This is a genomic window from Allobosea sp. FG18 (assembly GCF_057809495.1).
This window is the reverse complement of record NZ_JBMDKB010000017.1, coordinates 1-20,993: the sequence shown is the minus strand read 5'-3', so window position 1 is coordinate 20,993 and position 20,993 is coordinate 1. Positions and strand designations below refer to the sequence as shown.

General features: G+C 64.7%; 25 protein-coding genes. 10 read left to right on the top strand and 15 right to left on the bottom strand.

The features are described from left to right. The 3 genes from ACODTJ_RS18505 (at position 1) to ACODTJ_RS18495 (ending at position 1,526) form a co-directional block, all read left to right on the top strand. Positions 1-300 (top strand): hypothetical protein, encoded by a 300-nt coding sequence (locus ACODTJ_RS18505; protein WP_488849571.1) that lies wholly within the window; start codon positions 1-3, stop codon positions 298-300. A gap of 147 nt (positions 301-447) precedes the next feature. Beyond that, on the top strand, positions 448-1,170 hold the full coding sequence (locus ACODTJ_RS18500; protein ID WP_454656714.1) for an AzlC family ABC transporter permease: 723 nt from the start codon (positions 448-450) through the stop codon (positions 1,168-1,170). After that, positions 1,167-1,526 carry an AzlD domain-containing protein gene (locus ACODTJ_RS18495; protein ID WP_454656715.1) on the top strand — a complete coding sequence of 120 codons (360 nt, stop codon included), beginning with the start codon at positions 1,167-1,169 and terminating at the stop codon, positions 1,524-1,526. Before ACODTJ_RS18500 ends, ACODTJ_RS18495 begins: the two co-directional genes overlap by 4 nt. 185 nt (positions 1,527-1,711) lie before the next feature. Here ACODTJ_RS18495 and ACODTJ_RS18490 read toward each other — a convergent pair whose 3' ends face one another. The 7 genes from ACODTJ_RS18490 to ACODTJ_RS18460 all read right to left on the bottom strand — a co-directional run bounded on the left by ACODTJ_RS18490 (position 1,712) and on the right by ACODTJ_RS18460 (position 6,933). After that, positions 1,712-2,605, bottom strand: coding sequence for a sigma-70 family RNA polymerase sigma factor (locus ACODTJ_RS18490; protein WP_454656716.1), 894 nt, complete (start codon positions 2,603-2,605; stop codon positions 1,712-1,714). A 19-nt stretch (positions 2,606-2,624) separates the two neighbouring features. Beyond that, positions 2,625-3,095: a carboxymuconolactone decarboxylase family protein gene (locus ACODTJ_RS18485; protein ID WP_454656717.1), complete on the bottom strand. Its 471-nt coding sequence runs from the start codon at positions 3,093-3,095 to the stop codon at positions 2,625-2,627. 62 nt (positions 3,096-3,157) lie between these two features. Next, positions 3,158-3,586, bottom strand: coding sequence for an HIT family protein (locus tag ACODTJ_RS18480; protein WP_257731955.1), 429 nt, complete (start codon positions 3,584-3,586; stop codon positions 3,158-3,160). A 90-nt stretch (positions 3,587-3,676) separates the two neighbouring features. Beyond that, a complete protein-coding gene (locus ACODTJ_RS18475) occupies positions 3,677-4,453 on the bottom strand; it encodes a 2'-5' RNA ligase family protein (protein WP_454656718.1) in 777 nt (258 codons plus the stop codon). After that, positions 4,446-5,684, bottom strand: coding sequence for a GNAT family N-acetyltransferase (locus ACODTJ_RS18470; RefSeq protein WP_454656719.1), 1,239 nt, complete (start codon positions 5,682-5,684; stop codon positions 4,446-4,448). The genes ACODTJ_RS18475 and ACODTJ_RS18470 overlap by 8 nt, the downstream gene beginning before the upstream one ends. Further along, a complete protein-coding gene (locus tag ACODTJ_RS18465) occupies positions 5,681-6,460 on the bottom strand; it encodes a glycerophosphodiester phosphodiesterase family protein (RefSeq protein ID WP_454656720.1) in 780 nt (259 codons plus the stop codon). Before ACODTJ_RS18465 ends, ACODTJ_RS18470 begins: the two co-directional genes overlap by 4 nt. Continuing rightward, entirely contained in the window at positions 6,460-6,933 is a 474-nt protein-coding gene (locus ACODTJ_RS18460; RefSeq protein WP_454656721.1) for a RidA family protein, read from the bottom strand. Before ACODTJ_RS18460 ends, ACODTJ_RS18465 begins: the two co-directional genes overlap by 1 nt. Before the next feature lie 193 nt (positions 6,934-7,126). Here ACODTJ_RS18460 and ACODTJ_RS18455 point away from each other — a divergent pair, with 193 nt between their 5' ends. Then, a complete protein-coding gene (locus ACODTJ_RS18455) occupies positions 7,127-7,972 on the top strand; it encodes a cell envelope integrity EipB family protein (RefSeq protein ID WP_454656722.1) in 846 nt (281 codons plus the stop codon). Here ACODTJ_RS18455 and ACODTJ_RS18450 read toward each other — a convergent pair. Together ACODTJ_RS18450 and ACODTJ_RS18445 are read right to left on the bottom strand one after the other, a co-directional pair. Then, the gene (locus ACODTJ_RS18450) at positions 7,929-9,278 is read right to left on the bottom strand and encodes a DNA polymerase IV (RefSeq protein WP_454656723.1); all 1,350 of its coding nucleotides are present in this window, start codon (positions 9,276-9,278) and stop codon (positions 7,929-7,931) included. The genes ACODTJ_RS18455 and ACODTJ_RS18450 overlap by 44 nt on opposite strands. Next, positions 9,275-9,565, bottom strand: a complete 291-nt coding sequence (locus ACODTJ_RS18445; protein WP_454656724.1) for a DUF3572 domain-containing protein — start codon at positions 9,563-9,565, stop codon at positions 9,275-9,277. Before ACODTJ_RS18445 ends, ACODTJ_RS18450 begins: the two co-directional genes overlap by 4 nt. Before the next feature lie 133 nt (positions 9,566-9,698). Here ACODTJ_RS18445 and ACODTJ_RS18440 point away from each other — a divergent pair, with 133 nt between their 5' ends. Continuing rightward, positions 9,699-10,067, top strand: coding sequence for a response regulator (locus tag ACODTJ_RS18440; protein WP_061968283.1), 369 nt, complete (start codon positions 9,699-9,701; stop codon positions 10,065-10,067). Positions 10,068-10,085: 18 nt separating this feature from the next. Next, the gene (locus tag ACODTJ_RS18435) at positions 10,086-11,462 is read left to right on the top strand and encodes a PleD family two-component system response regulator (RefSeq protein ID WP_488849570.1); all 1,377 of its coding nucleotides are present in this window, start codon (positions 10,086-10,088) and stop codon (positions 11,460-11,462) included. Between the two features lie 31 nt (positions 11,463-11,493). On the opposite strand, the gene ACODTJ_RS18430 is transcribed toward ACODTJ_RS18435, so the two are convergent. Continuing rightward, positions 11,494-11,649 (bottom strand): hypothetical protein, encoded by a 156-nt coding sequence (locus tag ACODTJ_RS18430; protein WP_454656726.1) that lies wholly within the window; start codon positions 11,647-11,649, stop codon positions 11,494-11,496. A 1,031-nt stretch (positions 11,650-12,680) separates the two neighbouring features. Then, positions 12,681-13,127, bottom strand: a complete 447-nt coding sequence (locus ACODTJ_RS18425) for a host attachment protein (protein WP_454656727.1) — start codon at positions 13,125-13,127, stop codon at positions 12,681-12,683. On the opposite strand from ACODTJ_RS18425, the gene ACODTJ_RS18420 reads away from it, so the two are divergent. Together ACODTJ_RS18420 and ACODTJ_RS18415 are read left to right on the top strand one after the other, a co-directional pair. Beyond that, positions 13,126-13,317 carry a hypothetical protein gene (locus ACODTJ_RS18420; protein ID WP_488849569.1) on the top strand — a complete coding sequence of 64 codons (192 nt, stop codon included), beginning with the start codon at positions 13,126-13,128 and terminating at the stop codon, positions 13,315-13,317. The two genes, ACODTJ_RS18425 and ACODTJ_RS18420, sit on opposite strands and share 2 nt — an antisense overlap. Then, complete coding sequence (locus tag ACODTJ_RS18415; protein ID WP_454656728.1) at positions 13,314-14,921, top strand: MBL fold metallo-hydrolase RNA specificity domain-containing protein; 1,608 nt, start codon at positions 13,314-13,316, stop codon at positions 14,919-14,921. The genes ACODTJ_RS18420 and ACODTJ_RS18415 overlap by 4 nt, the downstream gene beginning before the upstream one ends. Before the next feature lie 38 nt (positions 14,922-14,959). On the opposite strand, the gene ACODTJ_RS18410 is transcribed toward ACODTJ_RS18415, so the two are convergent. Then, the gene (locus ACODTJ_RS18410) at positions 14,960-15,202 is read right to left on the bottom strand and encodes a hypothetical protein (protein ID WP_454656729.1); all 243 of its coding nucleotides are present in this window, start codon (positions 15,200-15,202) and stop codon (positions 14,960-14,962) included. Between the two features lie 144 nt (positions 15,203-15,346). Here ACODTJ_RS18410 and ACODTJ_RS18405 point away from each other — a divergent pair, with 144 nt between their 5' ends. Further along, on the top strand, positions 15,347-16,933 hold the full coding sequence (locus ACODTJ_RS18405; protein WP_454656730.1) for a bifunctional aminoglycoside phosphotransferase/ATP-binding protein: 1,587 nt from the start codon (positions 15,347-15,349) through the stop codon (positions 16,931-16,933). A 26-nt stretch (positions 16,934-16,959) separates the two neighbouring features. On the opposite strand, the gene ACODTJ_RS18400 is transcribed toward ACODTJ_RS18405, so the two are convergent. Further along, a complete protein-coding gene (locus tag ACODTJ_RS18400; RefSeq protein WP_454656731.1) occupies positions 16,960-18,873 on the bottom strand; it encodes a hybrid sensor histidine kinase/response regulator in 1,914 nt (637 codons plus the stop codon). A 9-nt stretch (positions 18,874-18,882) separates the two neighbouring features. Next, positions 18,883-19,635, bottom strand: coding sequence for a Crp/Fnr family transcriptional regulator (locus ACODTJ_RS18395; protein WP_454656732.1), 753 nt, complete (start codon positions 19,633-19,635; stop codon positions 18,883-18,885). A gap of 138 nt (positions 19,636-19,773) precedes the next feature. On the opposite strand from ACODTJ_RS18395, the gene ACODTJ_RS18390 reads away from it, so the two are divergent. After that, positions 19,774-20,517, top strand: coding sequence for a response regulator (locus ACODTJ_RS18390; protein WP_454656733.1), 744 nt, complete (start codon positions 19,774-19,776; stop codon positions 20,515-20,517). A gap of 31 nt (positions 20,518-20,548) precedes the next feature. Here the strand turns inward: ACODTJ_RS18390 and ACODTJ_RS18385 are convergent, their stop codons facing one another. Then, positions 20,549-20,866 (bottom strand): cytochrome b, encoded by a 318-nt coding sequence (locus ACODTJ_RS18385; protein ID WP_454656734.1) that lies wholly within the window; start codon positions 20,864-20,866, stop codon positions 20,549-20,551. Positions 20,867-20,993 lie beyond the last annotated feature (127 nt).

Genomic DNA, 20,993 nt, shown 5'->3' with positions numbered 1-20,993 from the left:
GTGTTGTTCAAGCGCAAGACCGCGAGCCTCGCCGCCGATGGCGGCGAGGTGCTTCAGGAGGCACCCGTGGCGCCCACCGCCCCGGCGCGCCCGAAGAAGGAGAAGCTCGGCTGGTTCGAGAAGCGGGACCGGCGTCGCCGCCGCCGCAAGATCTTCGAGGAGGTGCTGGGCTGGATCCTGGTGCCGGCCTTCGGCTACCTGATCTATCTGGGCGTGCAGGCCGTCGGCGGCATCCCCAAGGAACTGATCGAGTTCGCCAACGAACTCATCGCCATCGCGATGAAGGGCGGCAAGGGCTGACGATCAGCGCCGACGCTCCTGCATCAACCGCAGGGCGGATCGGCTTGACGGTGCCTATGCAAGCGTCGGGCGCATGGACGATAGAGGAACTGACCGGCACTCTTCCGGGCCGGAACCTGTGTCGAACCATCCCGCAGCAATGACCTCATGAGCGTATCCGCCGACTGGAGCTGGCAGCGCGTCGCGCTGGCCGGCATGCGCGATGCGCTGATGCTGCCGGCCTGGATCGTCGGCTTCGGGTTGATCGGCATCGGCTCGCTCGCGCGCGATGTCGGCTATCCCGTCGATGTCGCCGTGCTCTCGACCATCCTGGTCTGGGCCGGTCCCTCTCAGGTCTTGTTCTTCGCCTCGATCGCGGCCGGAGCCGCCTGGAGCGCGATCGTGATCGCGATTGCCTTCGCCTCGCTGCGCTTCCTGCCGATGACGATGGCGATCCTGCCGCTGCTGCGCCGGCCCGGCCAGAGCGTCTGGCAGCAGCTTCTGCTCGCCCACTACGTCGCGGTCACCGCCTGGAGCGAGGGTTTGCGGCGCCTGCCCGGCATCGCGCCGCATCAGCGCGTGGCCTATTTCCTCGGCTTCGCCAATACCTGCATGGCGGTGAGCTCGCTCGGCACCTTTGCTGGGTACTACCTGCTCGGCGCGCTGCCGGTTCCCTTCGCTGCCGGCCTGTTGTGCCTGACGCCGATGTTCTTCCTGATCTCGCTGCTCGCCGGCCTACGCCATCGCGGCGATGTGGCGGCTCTCATCCTCGGGCTCGCCTTCGCGCCCCTCTGCCAGCGCTTCATCGGCGGTGGCTTCGACCTGATCGTGGCCGGACTCGTGGCCGGAACCCTGGCCTTCCTCATCGGACGGAAACGGAAGCCGGCATGACCCAGCCGATCGCCATGCTCGACGGGCCGCTCTGGCCCTATCTCGCGCTCTTGCTCTTCGCCGTGCTGCCGACGGAGATCTGGCGCTGGCTTGCGGTCGGCTTCTCGCGTGGGCTCTCCAACGATTCGCCGCTGCTCGAATGGGTGAGGGCGGTCGCGACCGCGCTGCTCGCGGGGATCGTGGCCAAGCTGATCGTCTCGCCGCCGGGCGTGCTCGCGGCGGCTCCGGGCTGGGTGCGCGTCGCGGCGCTGGTGGCCGCGGCCGCCGTCATGCTCGTCGACAAGCGTCGGATGATGCTCGCGGTGCTCGCCGGCGAGACGGTCCTGATCGGCGGCGTCTGGCTGTTCGCGGCCTAGGCATACCCCTTGTCATTCCGGGGCTTCGCGTAGCGAAGAACCCGGAACCCACGACCGGGTGCGCGGCCAGCAACCGAACAAAGGATGTCTCACCCGGTCGTGGGTTCCGGGCTCGCGCCTGCGGCGCGCCCCGGAATGACAAGGGTGGCGCTGGCTAGGAGTGACTTGGCACTTGTCCCCTTCGCTTAGACTTCCGCCAGCAGCCGGCGGACATGGCCGAGCTTGTCGGGATTGCGAATGATGTAGATCGCGGCGACTGCCCCGTCGCGGATATCGAGCGCCATCGCCTGGGCTGTTTCGCCGCGCTCCAGGCTGACATAGCCGGGCAGGCCGTTGATCATCACGAATTCATAGCGTGTCGTGGCGCGAGCCTCGCGCTCGACATGGCGGCTGATGCCGGCGAAGAAGCGGCCGATCTTCTCGCTGCCGAGGATCGGGTTCAGCACCGAATTGACCTTGCCGCCGCCATCGGCGCGCAGGATCGCGTCATGGGCCAGCATGCTTTTCAGGATCGTGGCATCGGTGCTGTGGGCGGCCTCGAAGAAGGCTTTTGCATAGCGCCGGGCGTCGTCGGGCGAGAGCGGGTGGCGCGGGCCGTCCTCCTCGCGGGCATGGCGGCGCGCCCGTGAGACGAGCTGCCGGCAGGTGGCCTCACTGCGCCCGAGCGTGTCGGCGATCTCGGAAAAAGGCAGGTCAAAGACGTCGTGCAGCAGGAAGGCGGCGCGCTCCAGCGGCGAAAGCCGTTCCAGCGCGAGCTGGAGCGCATAGGGCACGTCGATCGCTTCGCCGGCACTCGGGGCAGCGCCGATCGTCTCGATTAGGGGCTCCGGCAGCCAGGCGCCGACATAGGTCTCGCGCTTGCGCCGGGCCGACTTCATCAGGTCGAGGCAGAGCCGCGTCACCACGCGCCCGAGCCAGGCGCGCGGGTTCGCTATCGCCTCGGGCGCGGAGTCGTGCCAGCGTAGCCATGCATCCTGCACCACATCCTCGGCATCGCTGAGCGAGCCGAGCATGCGGTAGGCGAGGCGGATCAGGTAGGACCGGTTGGCCTCGAAAGCAGTGGCGGGCGCGCCTGTCATGCGCGCCGGGTTGATGTCATCAAGCGGCGGCCTCGCTCTTGCGCGGCCGGTCGGCCGGGTGGCGCGTGCGGAAGCCGACATTGATGCGGTTCCAGGTATTGATCGCGCCGATGGCGAAGGACATGTCGACTATGTCCTTCTCGCTGAAATGCTCCTTCAGCTCGGCATAGGCCGCGTCGCTCGGGCTGCGCTCGGAGGCACGGGTCAGCTCTTCCGTCCAGCGCAGGGCGGCACGCTCGCGCGGCGTATAGAGCTCGGACTCCTCCCAGGCATTGAGCAGGTTTATGCGCGCCTCGCTCTCGCCGGCCTTGCGCGCGTCGAGCACATGCATGTGCAGGCAATAGGCGCAGCGGTTGATCTGCGAAGCGCGGATCTTCACCAGCTCCATCAGGCTGTGCTCGAGGGTCGAGTTGTTGACGTAGTCCTGCAGGACCAGCATCGCCTTGTAGGCTTCGGGCGCGATCTGGAAGGCGTTGAGGCGTTGGCTCATGATTGTCTCCATCGGTTGATGACGACAAGACGAGGCAGCCTGCCTCGCTGTGACATGGCCCGTCAGATTTTTTTCAGGGCCTCGCGGATTTTCTCGGCATTGCTGGCCAGCACCTCGTTCTTCTCCATCGCGCCGGTATGCGGGCGGAGCGCCACGCCCTCGAAGCGAGGCATGACGTGGACATGGAGATGGAACACGACTTGGCCGCCGGCGGCCTCGTTGAACTGCTGGATGGTGACGCCCTCGGCCGAGAAGGCCGCCTTCACGGCGCGGGCCAGCTTCTGCGTGGTCAGCGCGACCGCATTCAGCGCATCGGCGGGCGCGTCGAAGACATTGCGGCAGGCGGCCTTCGGGATCACCAGAACATGGCCGTCGGCGCGCGGCATGATGTCCATGATCGCGAGCGTCTCGCCATCCTCGTAGACGGTGTGGGAGGGCAGTTCGCCGCGCAGGATCTTGGCGAAGACGTTGGATTGATCATAGGCGGTCATGGCGGGTCCGGCAGGGTCGGAAATGGGTAGGCGCAAGCTGCGGCGCCCCGGCCGAGGCGTCAAGGCCGCGGGCCGGTTGATGGCCCTGTCTCAGGCGCCGAGCAGCAGCGCTGTCTCGACATGGGCATCGAGCACGAGATCGTCGCTCGCGCCCATCACCTGAAGCTCGCTTACGGCGAGGCGGAGCAAAGGCTTGTTCCACCAGCGCGAGACGATGTCGGCCAGTGCTGCAGTCTCCGCGGCATCGAGATCGTCGGTGAGATTGTAGAGGCCGACGAGCCAGAGATCGCCCGGCGTCCGGCCGAAAGCCGCCTGCACCTCTTGCAGCGTGTTCCGCCCGGCGCGCTTCTCCGGATAGACTGGGAGATAGAGCCGGCCGCGATTGACGTTGCCGGAGAACAGCCCGCGCAGTTCCACCGTGAAGGGCTCAATTCGGCGCAAGGCTTCGCGCGTCTCCGCCGTGATGGCTGGAGCCTCGGCAAGGCTGAGCGAGCCGCAGACCGTCGCGTGCAGGCGGTCCTGTCGCTTAGGCAGGATGTCCCAGGCGATCTTGCCGGCGAAGGGCGCGGCCTTCAGCTCGGCCTCCAGTGCGAGGAAGGCCGGAGAAGCGCGCAAGGCGCGGTCTTCCACAGGCAGCACCAGCGAGTAGACCACAGGGTGGCGGCCCATCTCGTAGAACTTGCCTTCGCGCCGGGCGATGATTCCGGGATGCTCCGGCGCGACCAGAGGCAGATGTGCCAGCCGGTAGCTTTCGTCGAGGGTGAGCGGATTCGTGAAGTCGGTGAGGCTGCGGCGATAGCCGAGTTCGCCGTCCTCGCAGAAGATCGGCGCGGAGGAGGTGGTGGTCGCAAGCGCGGCGTCAGTCATCGGCGGTATCCGTCTTGCGGAAGGGGCTTTCGGCTGCCAGCGCTTCCCGCGCCGCCGCGATCTGCTCGCGCTCCTGCGCGAGATAGGCGGCGACGGGCCGGCGCAGGCCGGGATCGGCGATATGGTGCAGCGAGCGGGTGATGACCGGCCGGTAACCGCGGGCCAGCTTGTGCTCGCCCTGCGCGCCGGCCTCGACGCGGGCGAGGCCGTGGGCAATCGCATAATCGATGGCCTGATGGTAGCAGACCTCGAAATGCAGGAAGGGGTGATCCTCGATGCAGCCCCAGTTGCGGCCGTAGAGCGTGTTGGCGCCGCGGAAATTAATGGCGCCGGCGATATGGCGCCCGGCTCGCTTCGCCATCACCAGCACGATGCGTTCGCCCATCGCCGCGCCGACCGCCGAGAAGAAGGCACGGTTGAGATAGGGCCGACCCCATTTGCGCGAACCAGTATCCTCGTAGAACGAGAAGAAATCGTCCCAGACTGCCTCGGTAAGGCCGTTGCCGGAGAGGACTTCGATGGTGATGTCGTTGGCGAGCGCCTCGCGCCGCTCACGCTTCAGCGCCTTGCGCTTGCGCGAGGCCAGTGTCGCGAGGAAATCGTCATAGCTGCCGAAGCCTTCGTTTTGCCAGTGGAACTGAAGGTCGTTGCGCTCGATGTACCCGGCTTGCTTCAGCGCGGCGATGTCCGGTTCCTGCGCGAAGGTGACATGGACTGAGGATGATTGCGTCTGCCCGCGCAGCGCTTCCAGCCCATCGATCAGGGCGGCGCGGGCTTCTTCGGCGCGTGGGCTATCGGCGACCAGCAGGCGCGGGCCGGTCGCCGGGGTGAAGGGCGCAGCGACCTGGAGCTTGGGGTAGTAGCGTCCGCCGGCGCGCTCGTAGGCATCGGCCCAGCTATGGTCGAAGACATATTCGCCCTGGCTGTGGCTCTTCAGGAAGCTGGGCGCCGCCGCCAGGAGCTGGCCAGCATCGTCCTCGACGAGGAGATAGGCCGGCGACCAGCCGGTGCGGCCGCCGGTGCAGCGGCTCTCCTCCAGCGCCATGAGGAATTCATGGCTGACGAAGGGATTGTCCCGGTCGAGCGCGGGATCGCCGGGGCGCGCGGCGGGGGCCGAGATGGCGTCCGCCAGCGCATGAGGGTTGGCGCAGGCGTTCCATGCGCCTGCGGGGACGGCCTTGAGGGAGGTCGCGACACGAACGGTGAGATCGCCGCCCCCCGCTTCGCTCAAGGGCGGAAGCCCTCGAAGACCATCTGGTCGGCCATGGCCGCGGCCCGCTGCCGCTCTTCAGGCGTGCGCACTGTCCAGCTCATCAAGGGCAGGCCCAGCGCGTTGCGGCAGAGGTAAGGAGCTGCGCTGTCGAGGTCGGTGACCTTCCAGGAGATGAAGTCCGGCCGGCTCTCGGTGAAGTGCAGGAGATTGGCGAGGGCATGTTTCCGCTCCGGCGACAGGCTGTCGTAATCGCCGTAATCATAGGCGTTCATCGCCACGATGCCGCGCGGAATCTCCGGCGCAAGCTCGCGCAGAGCCGTCACGATCGCGGGATCGAAGGACTTGATCACGATCGGATGGTTCCTGTAGCCCGCGACGATTTTCGCGGTCCGCTTGGTCAGGGTCAGGTCCCCGTCGAAACGGCTCTTGATCTCGATCACCAGCGGAACGCGTCCGCCGATCAGGTCGAGGAAGGCCGAGAGCGTCAGGATGGGATCGCTCGACCCCTTGAGCGTGATCGCGGTGAGCTCCGCCGCCTTACGAGCGACGACGGCGCCGGTCTCGCCTGTCAGGCGATCAAGCACGAAATCATGGAACACGACCGCCTCGCCATCGGCGGTGAGCTGGACGTCGCATTCGATGCCGAAACCGCCGGCAATCGCTGCGGTAGCGGCGGAGGGGCTGTTCTCGATCACGCCGGCTGCCAGATCATGCAGGCCGCGATGCGCGATCGGATTCGCCACCAGCCAGCCCAGATCGGGCCGGCCGGGGTTTTTGAGCGTCCCTGCGGACATCAGGCGATCTCGAACATCGCTTCGACTTCGACGGCGGCATCGGCCGGCAGTTCGGCGACGCCGACGGTCGAACGGGCATGGCGGCCCTTGTCTCCGAGCACTTCGACCATCAGGTCCGAAGCGCCGTTCATGATCGCCGGCAGCGCGGCGAAATGCGGGGCAGCGTTAATGAAGCCGCCGAGGCGGACGCAGCGCACGATGCGGCCGAGATCGCCGCCGAGCGCGGCCTTGGCCTGGGCGAGCACGTTGATGGCGCAAAGGCGGGCGGCCTCCAGGCCGGCCTCGTTGAAGATCTCGGCGCCGAGCTTGCCCTTGTGCTTGTCGGAAAGCTTGCCGTCGAGGCCGAAGCAGATCTGGCCGGAGATGACCAGCAGGTTGCCGGTGATCACATAAGGCACGTAGTTGGCGATGGGCGCGGCCGGGCTCGGCAGGGTGATGCCGAGTTCGGCGAGGCGGGTATCGACGACGTTCATAAGCTTGGCTCCGCGAGCGAGGCAGGGTGCCTTCGGGCAGGCCTTTCATGGCCGAAGCCAGCGGGCCTCGCAAGCATCGGGACATGCCGCGCGGGCAGGGCCGATGCGACGGGCGGGAGCAGCCCGCCGCCATGTTTGCGCCATTGCCGCGATGCACCTAGATTTCGCACAGGTCACAACGGACAAGCGGCGCATGAACGAAACAGTCTCGAAGCTCGCGACCCAGGCGAGCGGGGTTCTCGCGGGGGTGCTGGTTCTGGCCGCGATGCCGGCCTTTGCCCAGGCAGCGTCGGAGCGGGTGGTTCTGGCACCGCATCGTGCGGTCTATGACCTCGTGCTCGACAGCGGCAAGCCATCCGGCAATATCGAGACGGCGAAGGGCCGCATCGCCTTCGAGTTCACCGGCGATGCCTGCGAGGGTTATGCGCTGTCCTTCCGGCAGGTCACGCAGCTCGGCACCGAGGCCGGGCCGCGCCTGATCGACGCCCGCACCACCAGCTTCGAGGCCGGGGACGGCGCGAACTACCGCTTCAAGACCGAAAGCACCGCCGCCGGCGCCAAGCCCGACATCGTCGACGGCACGGCCCAGAAGAGCAATGGCGGCTACGAGGTGAAGCTGCGCCAGCCCAAGGCGGAGACGCATCGCGAGAGCAACGACGCGCTCTTTCCCAACGCGCAGATGAAGGCCGTGATCCAGGCCGCCCGCGCCGGGCAGAAGACGCTGAGCGTGCGCCTCTATGACGGGGCGAACTCCGGCAAGGAGGTCTATGACACGCTCTCGATCATCGGGAAGCGCATCGAGATCGAGCCGGCCGAGAAGCCGCTGCAGCGCCCCGAATTCGGGAAGATGGCGCGCTGGCCGGTGACGATCTCCTACTTCAAGGCGGGCTCCGGCGAATCGACGCCGGCCTACAGCATCAATTTCGAGCTCTACGAGAACGGCGTCACCGGCGCGATCCGGCTCGATTACGGCTCGTTTGCGCTGCGCGGCACGCTCACGCGTCTGGATCTTCTTCCTCAGGAGCCTTGCGCGAAGTAGCGGGCTCCGACGCGCGGCGCTGCGGCAGGCGAAGGCTCAGGCCCTTGCCGATCGCCTCGTCACCGAAGCGGGCGCGCAGCTTGTCGAGCGCGCCCTCCATCGCCTTCAGGCGCGGTGTCGCGGTGTCGGCGAGATCGCCGTGGTCGGCGGTGTCCGGCGGGCTGAAGTCGCTCGCACCGATGCCGATCAGGCGATAATGCGCGCCGTTGCATTCGCGCTTCAGCAGGTCGCGCCCGGCGATGAAGAGGCGGGCGGCGAGCTGCGTCGGCTCCGGCAGGCGAGCGGCGCGGGTGATGATCTGGAAATCGGCGGTCTTCAGCTTCAGCGTAATGGTTCGCCCCGCAAGCTCCTGAGCCTTCAGCCTTTTCGATGTCTTCTCGCAGAGCCGCCACAGGATCGGTTCCAGCTCCTCGAAGCGGGCGAGGTCGACGTCGAGCGTGGTTTCGCTGGAGATGCTCTTGGTCTCGCGCTCCGGCGTGACCTGGCGGGCGTCGATGCCGTTGGCGAGGTTCTTCAGGCGCGGGCCGTCCTTGCCGGCAAGCTTGAAGAGCTTGTCGACGGGTGCTTCGCGGAGGTCGCCGATCAGCTTGAAGCCGCCTTCGGCCAGCTTCGCGACGCCTGCCGGGCCCATGCCGGGAATGAGGCTGATCGGCTTGGTCGAGAGGAAGGCTATCGCCTCGCCCCGCCCGATGATCGAGAAGCCGCGCGGCTTGTCCAGATCGGAGGCGACCTTGGCGAGGAACTTGGCATAGGACAGCCCGACCGAGATGGTGATGCCGAGCTCGGCTTCGACATGCCGGGCGAAGCGCGCCAGCGTCACCGCTGGGCTGGCATGGTGCAGTCGTGCCGTGCCGGAGAGGTCGAGAAAGGCTTCGTCGATCGAGAGCGGCTCGACCAGTGGTGTGAGCTCCCGCATCAGCTGACGGACCTGACGGCCGACCGCGACATATTTCGCCATGTTCGGCTTGACCACCACGGCCTCGGGGCAGGCCTTCAGCGCCTTGAACATCGGCATGGCCGAGCGCACCCCATAGGTGCGGGCGATATAGCAGCAGGTCGAGACGACGCCGCGCTTGCCGCCGCCGACGATCACCGGCTTGTCCTGCAGGGCAGGGTCGTCGCGCTTCTCGATCGTGGCGTAGAAGGCGTCGCAATCGATATGGGCGAGGCTGAGTGAATCGCGCTCGGCATGGCTGAGAAGCCGCGGCGAGCCACAGGCCGGGCAGCGCTTCAGCGCTGCGCCTGTGTCGTGGTCCACGAGGCAGTCGCGGCAGAGCCAGCGCGGCGAGGGCGCGCCCGTGCTCACGGAATGTCGTCCGGCTCCGGCCCGGCGAGGACGCGCCTGGCATCGGCGACGATTTCGGGATTCAGTCTCAAGTTTCCGGCAAACTCCAAAAGGAGCGAATCGCTGCTGCCGATATGGTCCAGCACGGCGGCAAGAAAGCCGGGTTCGCCGGCGGCCTCGCGCAGATTGGCCGGGTTGAGGCCGGTCACGCTCAGGAAGGGCTCGATCCGTTCGGGTTCGGAAGCCAGGAAGGCGAGGGCCTGGAGCGCGAGCGCCTCGGCCTGATCGGTGGTCGGTCGTCGTATCATGGGGCCTTGAGTCACGTATCCGGTTTGTGTTTCGTCAACTGCTCGCGTGCTACGCAATCATCTGATGACGCCGCCAATTTGGAAAGCCTGCCATCGGCATGGGCCTTCCCCGGCGCAAATGAAGGGCGGCCCGATGAAGACGGTTCTGATCGTCGAGGACAACGAGCTCAATATGAAGCTCTTCAACGATCTGCTCGAAGCCCATGGCTATGCGACGCTGAAGACGTCGGATGGCATCGAGGCGATCGAGCTGGCGCGGACGCATCACCCCGCCCTGATCCTGATGGATATCCAGCTTCCGGAGGTCTCCGGGCTCGAAGTCACCAAATGGATCAAGGAGGATGACGACCTGAAGTCGATCCCGGTCGTCGCGGTCACGGCCTTCGCGATGAAGGGCGACGAGGAGCGGATCCGGGAGGGCGGCTGCGAGGCCTATCTCTCCAAGCCGATCTCCGTTGCCAAGTTCCTGGAGACCGTTCGCACTTATGCCGGCGCGGCCTGAGCCGGCGAAAGCAGAGCCATGACTGCCCGCGTCCTCGTCGTCGACGACATCCCCGCGAATGTGAAGTTGCTCGAAGCGAAGCTGTCGGCCGAGTATTTCGGCGTGGTCACGGCGACGAACGGGCGCGATGCAATCGCGCTCTGCGAGCGCGGCGAGGTCGATATCGTCCTGCTCGACGTGATGATGCCGGGCATGAACGGCTTCGAGGTCTGCCGGCGGCTCAAGGGTACGCCCGCGACCGCGCATATCCCCGTCGTCATCGTCACCGCGCTCGACCAGCCCCGCGACCGCCTGCAGGGGCTCGATGCCGGCGCCGACGATTTCCTGACCAAACCGCTCGACGACACCGCGCTCTTCGCCCGCGTGCGCAGCCTCGCCCGCCTGAAGGCGATGACCGACGAGTTGCGCAGCCGCGCCGTCGCTTCCGTTCGGCTGGGCATCGCCGATCCGTTGGTGACCGCGGCGGCCGAGACCGGCCTGAATGGCCGCATCCTCGTGATCGAGGATCGCCCGGCCGCCGCCGAGCGCGTGCAGAGCACGCTTTCGGCCTTCCATGCCGTGGAAATCGAGGGCGACGCCCAGCAGGCGGTGATGCGGGCCGCCGAGGGCGATTTCGACGCCGTCGTCATCAGCCTCGGCCTGCAGGGGCAGGACGGCCTGCGCCTGTGCAGCCAGCTCCGCTCGCTGGAGCGCACGCGCAACATCTCCGTGCTGCTGATGGGCGAGGCCGAGGATCGCGAGCGCATCCTGCGCGGGCTCGAGATCGGCGCGCATGATTTCCTGCTCCGCCCGATCGACCGCAACGAGTTGCTGGCGCGTGCGCGCACCCAGGTCCGCCGCAAGCGCTTCACCGAGCGGCTGCGCGACAGCGTGCAGTCTTCGATGGAAATGGCGGTGATGGACCAGCTCACCGGGCTGCATAACCGCCGCTTCATGGACAACCGGCTCGCCGTGATGTTCGACGAATCGGCGCTCAGGGCCCGATCGCTGTCGCTGCTCGTGCTCGACATCGACCATTTCAAGGCGGTGAACGACAGCTGGGGCCATGATGCCGGCGACGAGGTCCTGCGTGAATTCGCCGACCGGGTCCGTGCCTGCACGCGCGGCATCGATCTCGTCGCGCGCATGGGCGGCGAGGAGATCGTCGTCGTGCTGCCCGATACCGGGCGCGATGCCGCCTCTCGCGTGGCGGAGCGCATCCGCGAGCGGGTCGAGCGCTCGCCCTTCGCGATCCAGAACAACACGCGCGACATCAAGGTCACGGTCTCGGTCGGCGTCGCGAACCGGCGCGCCGGGGACACATCCTCCGCGGATATGATGAAGCGCGCGGACGATGCGCTCTATCGGGCCAAGGCCAATGGCCGCAACCGCGTGATCGTCGCCAGCGCGGCCTAGACGCGCTTGAGAGGGAAGACCGCCGGGGAGGTCAGAATTCGGGCGGCCGGGAGCGGGCCGTCGCGAAGGCAGCCCCGACGACGAGGATGACCGCCACCAGCAAATAGGCGGGAAGCGCGAACCAAAGGGGCCAAAGCAGCCACCACCAGGGGATGTTGACGAGGCCGAGCACGTTCAGGGCTGCCATGAGGAGCGTCAAGACAAGGCTGGCACGGCACCCTTGGACGATCATCGCTCGGTTCCGATCCGCAGCGTTTGCAGGAGATTCTGCCTGGAAGCCCGTCAACGATAGGTTTCAGCCATGGCATTATACGCCAGGTCAGTGATTTCGGCTCGCGCGGTCACCGTGTTGTGAAGCCCCCGGGTCGGAAGGGGGCAAGTTCGGACGTTGTCCCCCATGAGCAACATGGCCGCCCTGGAAGGCCGGCTGTCGAACGCCCGTCAGGCGCTTGCTTGCCCCAGTAATCCCTTCATGCCGACCAGTTGCCGATCCCGCATCGTTAGGTTTGCGCGGCGTTTTTGGGAATTGGCTCGAAAGCAGACGAGGTAATCTTAGCGGGTAGGGTTAATGATCGGTAAAAGAAGGCGATCGGTTGGATTTGATTGATTCAGATCCTGTGCATTGTAGAGGTTATGTGACGCAGCGATCGCAGAGATCGCTCTCGAACGCCCCTCGGGTGCTCAGGTCCGCCGCATCTCCTGGGAAACCGAAGGGCTCGGCCGGTCGGTGATGGAATTCTGGCCTCCTCAGAACCGTCGCTGGCCGGCCACCTCGCATTGCCAGAATCCGTTTCGGGCACGTACATTAATACTTAGCGCTTCTATCGTACCCTGGCCGGGTGGCGCCTCTTCCTCTTCGCGAGCAGGAATCTATCACCGACACGCTGCGGTGGTTCACGATCCCGTCTGCCGATACACCGGCCCCGACCTCCGTGGGCAGGCCTGGTAGCCGCGCCGCGGCTGCTCATCGCGGCGCCAGCCTCGCGCATAGCGACGAACGGCATCTTCCCGCGGATCGAAAACTCGCGCCGGATCCGCGCAATTGTATCCACGCCCTTCATCCCCCGCCCGCCCATCCGAAGCCGGCTCAAGGGGGGCAAAGTTGGACGCCGATCCCCCGCCTCATGGGGTCAAACTTGCACGCCGAAACACATTGAGCACGGTTTTGGGGGAGCAACCCTGCTTTGCCTCGGATGACTCTCGAGTTCAGGCCGATCCCTATGGGCTCGACAATAGCCGCTCAATTTCGTGGATCGGGTGCTTGGTCAGGTCCTTGTCGACTTCCGCGAGGATGCGAGCACGCGATTCCCCATCGAGGTGTTGGCGAAGCGCCGCGAGGATACGTGGCGGCGCCACCAGCACGATGTCCCGGGGTAGTCCGGACTGATTGGGACGGTTGAGGGCAGCAGCCGTGTCGCGCGCAAATTTCGTCTCGGCAAGCTCGTGCCAATTCGTCTCCTCGGTCGCGCTCGTGGGGCCGACGGCGTTTTGAATACGGCCTGGCCGGTCCGCTCCTTGTCGAGCGCTCGGCGGGTTCGCGGAGGCTTCCCTCACCTCGTCGACTTCGAACTTGGGCTGCGTCGGGTTGCCCTCGTTTCGTAGAAACATCGCCTTGCGGGCGTCGCATACGATCACCCAGGCATCGTGCGGAATCCGGAGGTCCATGACTGCGCTCCCTAAGTCGGATCTGGTCTTTGCCGAGGATCGCTGCTGGCCTGGCGCGCGCCTTGATCCAACTCAAAAGGAACGCCTCAGCGGCGAATTTGATCGTTCTCAAGGCGTGACGCGACGGATCGTGCTGGGAAAGCCTTCGCTGGCCTTCAGGTTCGCGGCCCTTTTCGGAGATCGACAATGACGGAGGTCGAAAGTCGGCAGGAAACCGGAATCCGTCTTTGTTTTCACGGAGCAGCCCACGCCGTCACCGGTTCCTGCTTCTCGCTTCGGACGGACGAGGCTCACATCCTCATCGATTGCGGCATGTTCCAGGGATCAAAGTCGGAAAAGGAACTGAACTACCGGGCATTTCCCTTCGACCCAGCTTTGATCGACGCCGTGCTCCTGACGCATGCCCATATCGATCACAGCGGGTTGCTGCCAAAGCTCGCGAAGGACGGCTTCTCGGGACCGATCTTCGCAACGGCGGCGACCGTAGACCTCTGCTCGGTAATGCTGCCGGATTCCGGGCACATCCAGGAGATGGAAGTCGAACAACTCAACCGGCGAAACGCACGGCGGGGCCGTTCGGCGGTGGAGGCGATCTACGGGGTCGAGCAGGCCATCACGACCCTTACGCAGTTCCGTTCCGTTCCGCTCGGCAAGCTGATGGCAATCGCCAAAGGGATACGTGCGCGATACTGGGATGCCGGGCATCTGCTCGGCTCGGCCTCCATCGAGGTCGAGATCGACAGACCCGGCGGCATACCCCTTCGGATACTCTTCTCGGGGGATGTCGGCTCCAGCCTTAAGCCGTTTCATGCTGATCCGACCGGTCCACAAGGGATCGATTACGTCATCTGCGAGACGACCTATGGCGACGTCGATCGGGAAGACGTTATGCTGGACCGACGCCTGCTGTTGCTGCAAGCCGAGGTAACCGCTGCGGCGCAGCTCGAGGGACCGCTTCTGATTCCCTCCTTCGCCGTCGAACGGACCCAGGAACTCCTTGTCGATCTCATCCGGCTGATGAAGGCAGGTCGCATTCCGGGCGCGCCGATCTTCGTCGATTCACCGCTTGCGACCAGGGCCAGTGCGGTCTTCGAGAAGCACGCTGGTGAGATGACTAACGGCCAAGCCTTACTCAAGGCCTTGCGGGATCCCCAGGTCCGGTTCACGGAATCCGTCGAACAGAGCAAAGCCATCGACCGCATTCGCGGCTTTCATATCGTGATAGCGGCGAGCGGCATGTGCGATGCGGGCCGCATTCGGCATCATCTGAAAGAATGGCTGTGGCGGGGTGCCGCGACGATCCTGTTCGCCGGCTTCCAGGCGCAAGGGACGCTCGGGCGAATTCTGCTCGACGGCGCCCACCATGTGCGGCTGATGGGCGAGGATGTCCAGGTGAAGGCCCGCATTCGCTCGCTCGATGTCTATTCCGGCCATGCCGACGGGCCTCAGCTCGCTGCCTGGGTTGCGGGGCGGCGGCCGATCTCCGGTTCCGTTTTTCTGACGCATGGCGAGGAGCGTGCCATGCAAAGTTTCGCTGACAGGTTGAAGAAGCTGGATCCCGAGCTGCTGGTGATCGCCCCCCTGCTCGACAGCATGTTCACGCTCCCGGGCGGGGCGCCGCGTCAGATCGGCAATCCGGTCCGCAGCGCTGCGAACAGCGCCGGACGGCTCGACTGGCATAATGAATTGTCCAGCCTGATCCTCGATATCGACGAGCAGATGTCGCTCGCCGCCGACGAACGTGGGCGGAAGCAGATCATCCGGCGGCTGCGGAAGGCGCTTACGTCCGAGTGAGCTTCGGCCGCTCGATGGGACCCCGCGGCGGGATGGTCTCAGCGGGACAGGATTTCGCGAATGAGGCTGATGAAGGCCCGCAGATGTAGCAGGAACGCCAAGGTCGGCTTCTGATCGAGTGCGCTGATGATCTCGGGCGGTCGGGTTTCGCGCCAAGCTCGCCAGGAACGCCGGGCCTTTGCTATCCAGTCGGTCGCATGTGCTTCGGGCATGGCATGGCCCTTCGAAGGGAACGAGCCTTCATGATCGCAACCCCGGCGGCAGTCCTTGATCATCGTCAAGGATGACACTCCAGTTCCCGAAACGAGCGATCGCGAAGCGCCGGAGCTGCTCAAACTTGGAGAGAACCAGGACCTTCAGATTGATGAGAATCAAGGTGATTTCTCCGGGCGGGAAGAAAGTGGCGCTTCGACCGGAGACTCGTCATGCAGATGGCCAGCCAGAATGAAACGATCTGCTTTATCGGTTCGTGCGACGCTTTTGGAGGGGGGGCTGAGTGGATCGAACTGGTCTCCACCCACATCTCGGTTGTCATGCTGATCGGGGCCCGCGCCCTCAAGTTGAAGCGCGCGGTCAAACTGGCTTACGTCGATTTGTCGACGCCGGAACGGCGATTGTCGATGTGCGAGCAAGAGCTGATGATGAACCGCCGGACGGCATCGGGTCTCTATCATGCGGTCCATCGGATCACTCGCGAACAAAATGGCGAGCTTGCCCTGAACGGCCAAGGTGAGTTGGTCGATGCCGTCCTAGAAATGGAGCGCTTCAACGACAACTGGCTCTTCGACCGGATGGCGGAGCGGCAGCGTCTCACCGCGACCGATATGACTGAGCTCGCGAGTGTGATCGCGCGACTTCATCGGACGGCCTCCGTCTCGACGGACAGCGAAGGAGCCGAGCGGATGACGCGCGTGCTCGCGGTCAACGAGCGCGCTCTTGCCGGTGCGGACATTCTTCCTCGCGATGAAGTCGAAGCCGTTATCGCGGGCTGTCGGGAAGCGCTGACTCGTCATACCGACTTGCTGAACCAGAGAGCCCAGGAGGGAAAAGTACGGCGCGGGCATGGCGACCTGCACCTGCGCAACATCTGCCTGTTCAAGGGCGAACCGTTGCTCTTCGATTGCCTCGAGTTCGATGAGGACCTGGCGACCGTGGATGTTCTCTATGATCTCGCTTTCGTGCTCATGGACCTCTGGCACCGGAATCTTGAAGTACTCGCCAACCTCCTCTTCAACCGCTACCTCGACGCCGTCGACGACGAGCGGGGAATTCGCCTGCTACCGTTCTTTATGGCGGTGAGAGCAGCCGTGCGCGCGCACGTTGTTGCGGTCGACACCGGGAGGTCCGAGACAGACCGATTGACCGAGGCGAGAGCCTATCTCGACCTTTGCCGCCGCCTCCTTAAGTCCAGACCTCCCGTCCTGGTCGCGGTCGGCGGCTATTCAGGTTCGGGGAAATCGACGCTTGCGGCGAAGCTCGCGCCCCTGCTGGGGCCGCCCCCCGGGGCCCGCATAGCCGCCTCGGATCGGATCCGGAAGAAGCTGCATGGCGTTCCCGCAGAGACCCGATTGCCGGTGGATGCGTATCACGCGGAGGTCTCGGCCCGAACGTATGCCGTCATGATACAGGTTGCGGAGGCGGCATTGGCGCAGAGCCATGCCGCTGTATCCGACGCCGTGTTCGACCGCCGCATCGAGCGGGAGCGGATCGGCGAAGTGGCTAGGCGCGCCGGCGTGCCGTTCTGCGGCCTTTGGCTTCGGGCGCCGAAAGATGCGCTCGTGCAACGGGTAATCGAGCGTCGCGGTGATCCTTCCGACGCCACCCCCAGCGTCGTGATCGACCAGATTGCCCGGCATGGGGCTGCGACCGAATGGATGCGGATCTCGGCACAGGAGAATATCGACATTGTCGCCGCTGCCGCTCTTGCAGCGATCGGCTTGCAGGCTGGAGCCGCGGCGGTTTGGCCCAGTCCGGTATGCGCGCGATCAGGGACGCACGCGGTGAAGACATGAGCGTGCTGTCGTATCTGCGCGGATCTTCAGTCGAGCAGCACGCGCAGCCGTGAGGCTAGCTCCCGCGCAGTGTATGGCTTCTTGAGCCAGCTTCCTTCGGCGAGCTCGCGTCCGGCGAGGCTCGGCTCGGCATAGCCGGACGTGAAGAGAACCTTCAGGCTCGGACGAAGAATGCGAGCTTCCCTGGCCAGCTCATCGCCGAACATACCTCCCGGCATGATGATATCGGTGAAGAGCAGTCGGATTTCCGGGTGCGCAGCCACGAGCGACAGCGCCTCCTTGCCATCGGCCGCCTGAATGACGTGGTACCCTTCCTCCTCCAAGCGTGCGACGACGACCCTGCGCACGCGCGCATCGTCCTCGACCACGAGGATGCATTCGTCCGCGCTGGGCTTGGCGGCGGGAACAGGATCGACGTTGCCCGCGTCGGGAACGGACACCGGATTGGCGGCGGGAAGAAACAAGCGAACGGTCGTTCCCTCGTCAAGTTCGCTGTAGAGTTGAACGTGGCCCCCGGACTGACGTGCGAAGCCGTAGACCATGCTGAGGCCCAGCCCGGTTCCGGCGCCCACGCCTTTCGTGGTGAAGAACGGGTCGAATGCTCTTTGCTTGACCTCTTCGGTCATCCCGACACCGGTATCGGAGACGCTGATCAGAACATAATCTCCCAGCCGAATCTGCGGATACATCTGGACATAGTCGGGATCGAGGTGAGTGCGCGCGATCTCGACCCTGAGACGCCCGCCGCGCGGCATCGCATCGCGGGCGTTCAGCGCAAGGTTCAGTAATGCATTCTGCAATTGGGTTGTGTCGACGAGCGCCGTGAGGGAATGGCCCGTGACGACGGTCTGCAATTCTATGGTTTCGCCAAGGGTTCTGCGCAGCAGCTCGGAGAATGTCGAAACGAGCTCCCCGATATTCGTCAGTTTTGCGTTGAGGGCTTGGCGCCGGCCGAAGGCGAGAAGTTGGCCCGTGAGCTTGGCTCCGTCATCGGTCGCACCCTGGGCTTCGCGCAGCAGTTCCAGAAGCTGACCGTCTTCGAGGCGGCGCTCGACCATCTCGAGATTCCCGCTGATCACCGTCAGCAGGTTGTTGAAATCATGCGCGATCCCGCCGGTGAGCTGACCGATGGCCTCCATCTTCTGGGATTGCCGCAATTCCTCCTCCATCCGGTGCCGGCTGGTCAGGTCGCGGATGAAGCCCGTGAAGATGCGCTGGCCATTCGCGGCGGCCTCACCAACGGCAAGTTCCATTGGAAAGGTCGTTCCGTCCTTGCGTTGGCCCGTCACCACGCGTCCGAAGCCGATGATGCGACGCTCTCCGGTCGCGAGATAGCGGCCGATATAGCCATCGTGTCGGCTCCGATCGGGATCGGGCATGAGGACCTTGACACTCCGGCCGCAGACTTCGTCGGCGGCGTAGCCGAACAGCTTCTCCGCGGCCTTGCTGAACGACATCATGATACCGGCTTCATCGATCACGACCATCGCTTCCGGAACGGTATCGAGGATCGAGAGCAGGTGTGACTGACGGGAGGCGAGGGCGGCCTGCGCGTTTTTCAGTTCGCTGATGTCAATGTTCGTGGCGAGGACGACCGAGTCTTCCGGCGCTTGCCTGATCACGACCACCCACCGGCTCACGACGAATATCCGTCTTCCATCCCGGTGGCGCTGCGTCAGCTCGCCTTTCCAGGTTCCGTCTCGACGCACATCCCGCAGGATGACATCCAGCGGCTGCGGAAACTCGGTCCTCAGGAGTTGGCGGACATTCTGACCGAGGGCTTCCCGGGCGTTCCAACCGTATAGATCCTCGCAGCCACCGCTCCAGCGAACAATCCTGCCATCGAACTCATAGACCAGGATATTGGCGTCATCGAGCACCTGAACGATCTCATCCAGGCTCCTCTGGCTGATAGCCCTTGGGCCGCGCGCTGCCGTCATGCTTCCCCGTCAATGCGCTCGCATGGCCTGTCGGCCGGGAGGAATGTCGTGCAGATCATCGTATTCGTCTCCGCCGTCGGCAAGGCTTCTCAATAGCGCCGGCTTGCGGATCGTGAAGCGATAACGAGTGTTGGACTGAATGACGCCCCGCTTGATCAGGTTCGTCATCGTTCTCGACACCGTTTCGATCGTCAGGCCGAGATAGTCCGCCATGTCGACCCGGCTGATCGGGATTTCGATCTCGGTGGCCGGGCCGTGCTCGTTTCCGGCACGCCGCGCGAGCGTGAGCAGCAGATCGCAAACGCGCTCCTCGGCTTTCTTGCGGGCAAGCAGGATCATTCTCGCCTGTGCACTCGCCATCTCCTGGCACAGCCAGTTGACGAATTGGGGGCGCAATTGTTCGGAACTGTCGACCGCCTGCTGAAAGCGACTCCGATTCAACCGCCGGAGCTTTACCTCTCCGACTGCCTCCGCGTCGCCGAGACAGTGTTCATCCGGAGAAAGGCCGAAGATCTCGCCGGGATAGAAGAAGCCCGTGATGACGCGGCTGCCATCGCTGAGGATCTTGGAAATGCGGACCAGCCCGGTCACGATCTTGAAGACGTGCGTGGCCGGATCGCCGTCCCGGCAAATGGTCTGGCCACGTCCGAACGCTTCGAGAGGCTGCTGACTGAACAGCCCCAGCAACCCAGGTTTCGGTTCGCCCTTCGCGACGATGGGCAATGGGGAAGGAAAGTTGGACGCCGCATTCACGATGAGCATAGCGCGATCCTCCGCTTCGATCTGATGAGGGGATGAAAGCGGCGACGCATGGCGCGTCGAAGGTCTGCGTGTTAGCGTGTGTGTAGAATTGTTACGGATTGTAACAACCGATCCGTGGCCCAATCGGTGCAACCCGCCATGGCCGAGCCGACATCGCGAAGCGCTCATATTCTGGTCGTGGACGACGATCCGCGCATCCGCCAGATGCTGATCCGCTACTTCGAGGAGGAAGGCTACCACGTCAGTGCAGTGGCGGACGGTCGGGGAATGCGTGATGCGTTACAGCGCAACGCGATCGACATCGTCTTGCTGGACCTGATCCTCGACAGCGGAGAGGACGGATTGATGTTGGCCCGCGAAATCCGATCCAGATCGGATGTGCCCATCATCATGCTGACGGGTCGGGATGACGTTGTGGACAGGATCGTCGGGCTGGAAATGGGCGCCGACGATTACATCGCGAAGCCGTTCCATCTGCGGGAAGTCCTGGCGAGGCTACGCACCGTGCTACGTCGGCACCACCCGAGTCCGCACCAAACGATCGACACCGAAGATGGGAACGTCATCCGGTTCAATGGCTGGATGTTGGATCCCCGGGAGCGTCGGCTGATCACGCCTGAAGGAGAAGACGTCGCGCTGACGACGGGAGAATTCAACATTCTCATGGTGATGGCCAAGCATCCCGGCCGCGTTTTTTCACGTGATACGCTAATGAACTTGACGAAAGGCCGAAGTTACGAGGCTTTCGACCGGGCGATCGATGCGCAGATCTCCCGTTTGCGCAAGAAGATCGAAGGCGGCAAGGATCCGCTGGTCCTGATCAAGTCCGTGCGCGGAGTGGGATACGTCTTCACCGGGCAATCGCCAGCGCGAACGGTCTAGGTGTGCCTAGGGCATCGCCTGGCTTCCTCGATCAGGACATGTTCCGCCGCGCAAACCACATGCGCTTAAGCAGGTCATCGCCTCGCACGAGCTGATGATACAGAGCGGCCACGGCATGAATGACTGCGAGACTGAGCAGCGCGTTGACGGCAAGCTCATGCCAGCCGTTGATGGAACGTCGCAGGGCCCGATCGTCAGAGGCAAACCCCGGTATCTGCACGATTCCGAACCAGTCCCAGCCTCGCACGGCCACGTTGACGAGGCCGAGAACTGAGATGAGACCCGCCACGCCCGCCGGGTAGCAGCCCCGCAGACTTTGGTGCGGACGAGTCGTCGACGCTGGTCTCATCCCGTCGCGGTCCACTCCCAGTCACTCACTTCCGGCATGTCCACGCCATGCTCGCGGATATAGCGCCCGTGCTTGCGGATTCCGACGTGAAGCCGGCCGGCATTCCGATCAATATCCGGCCACCGTT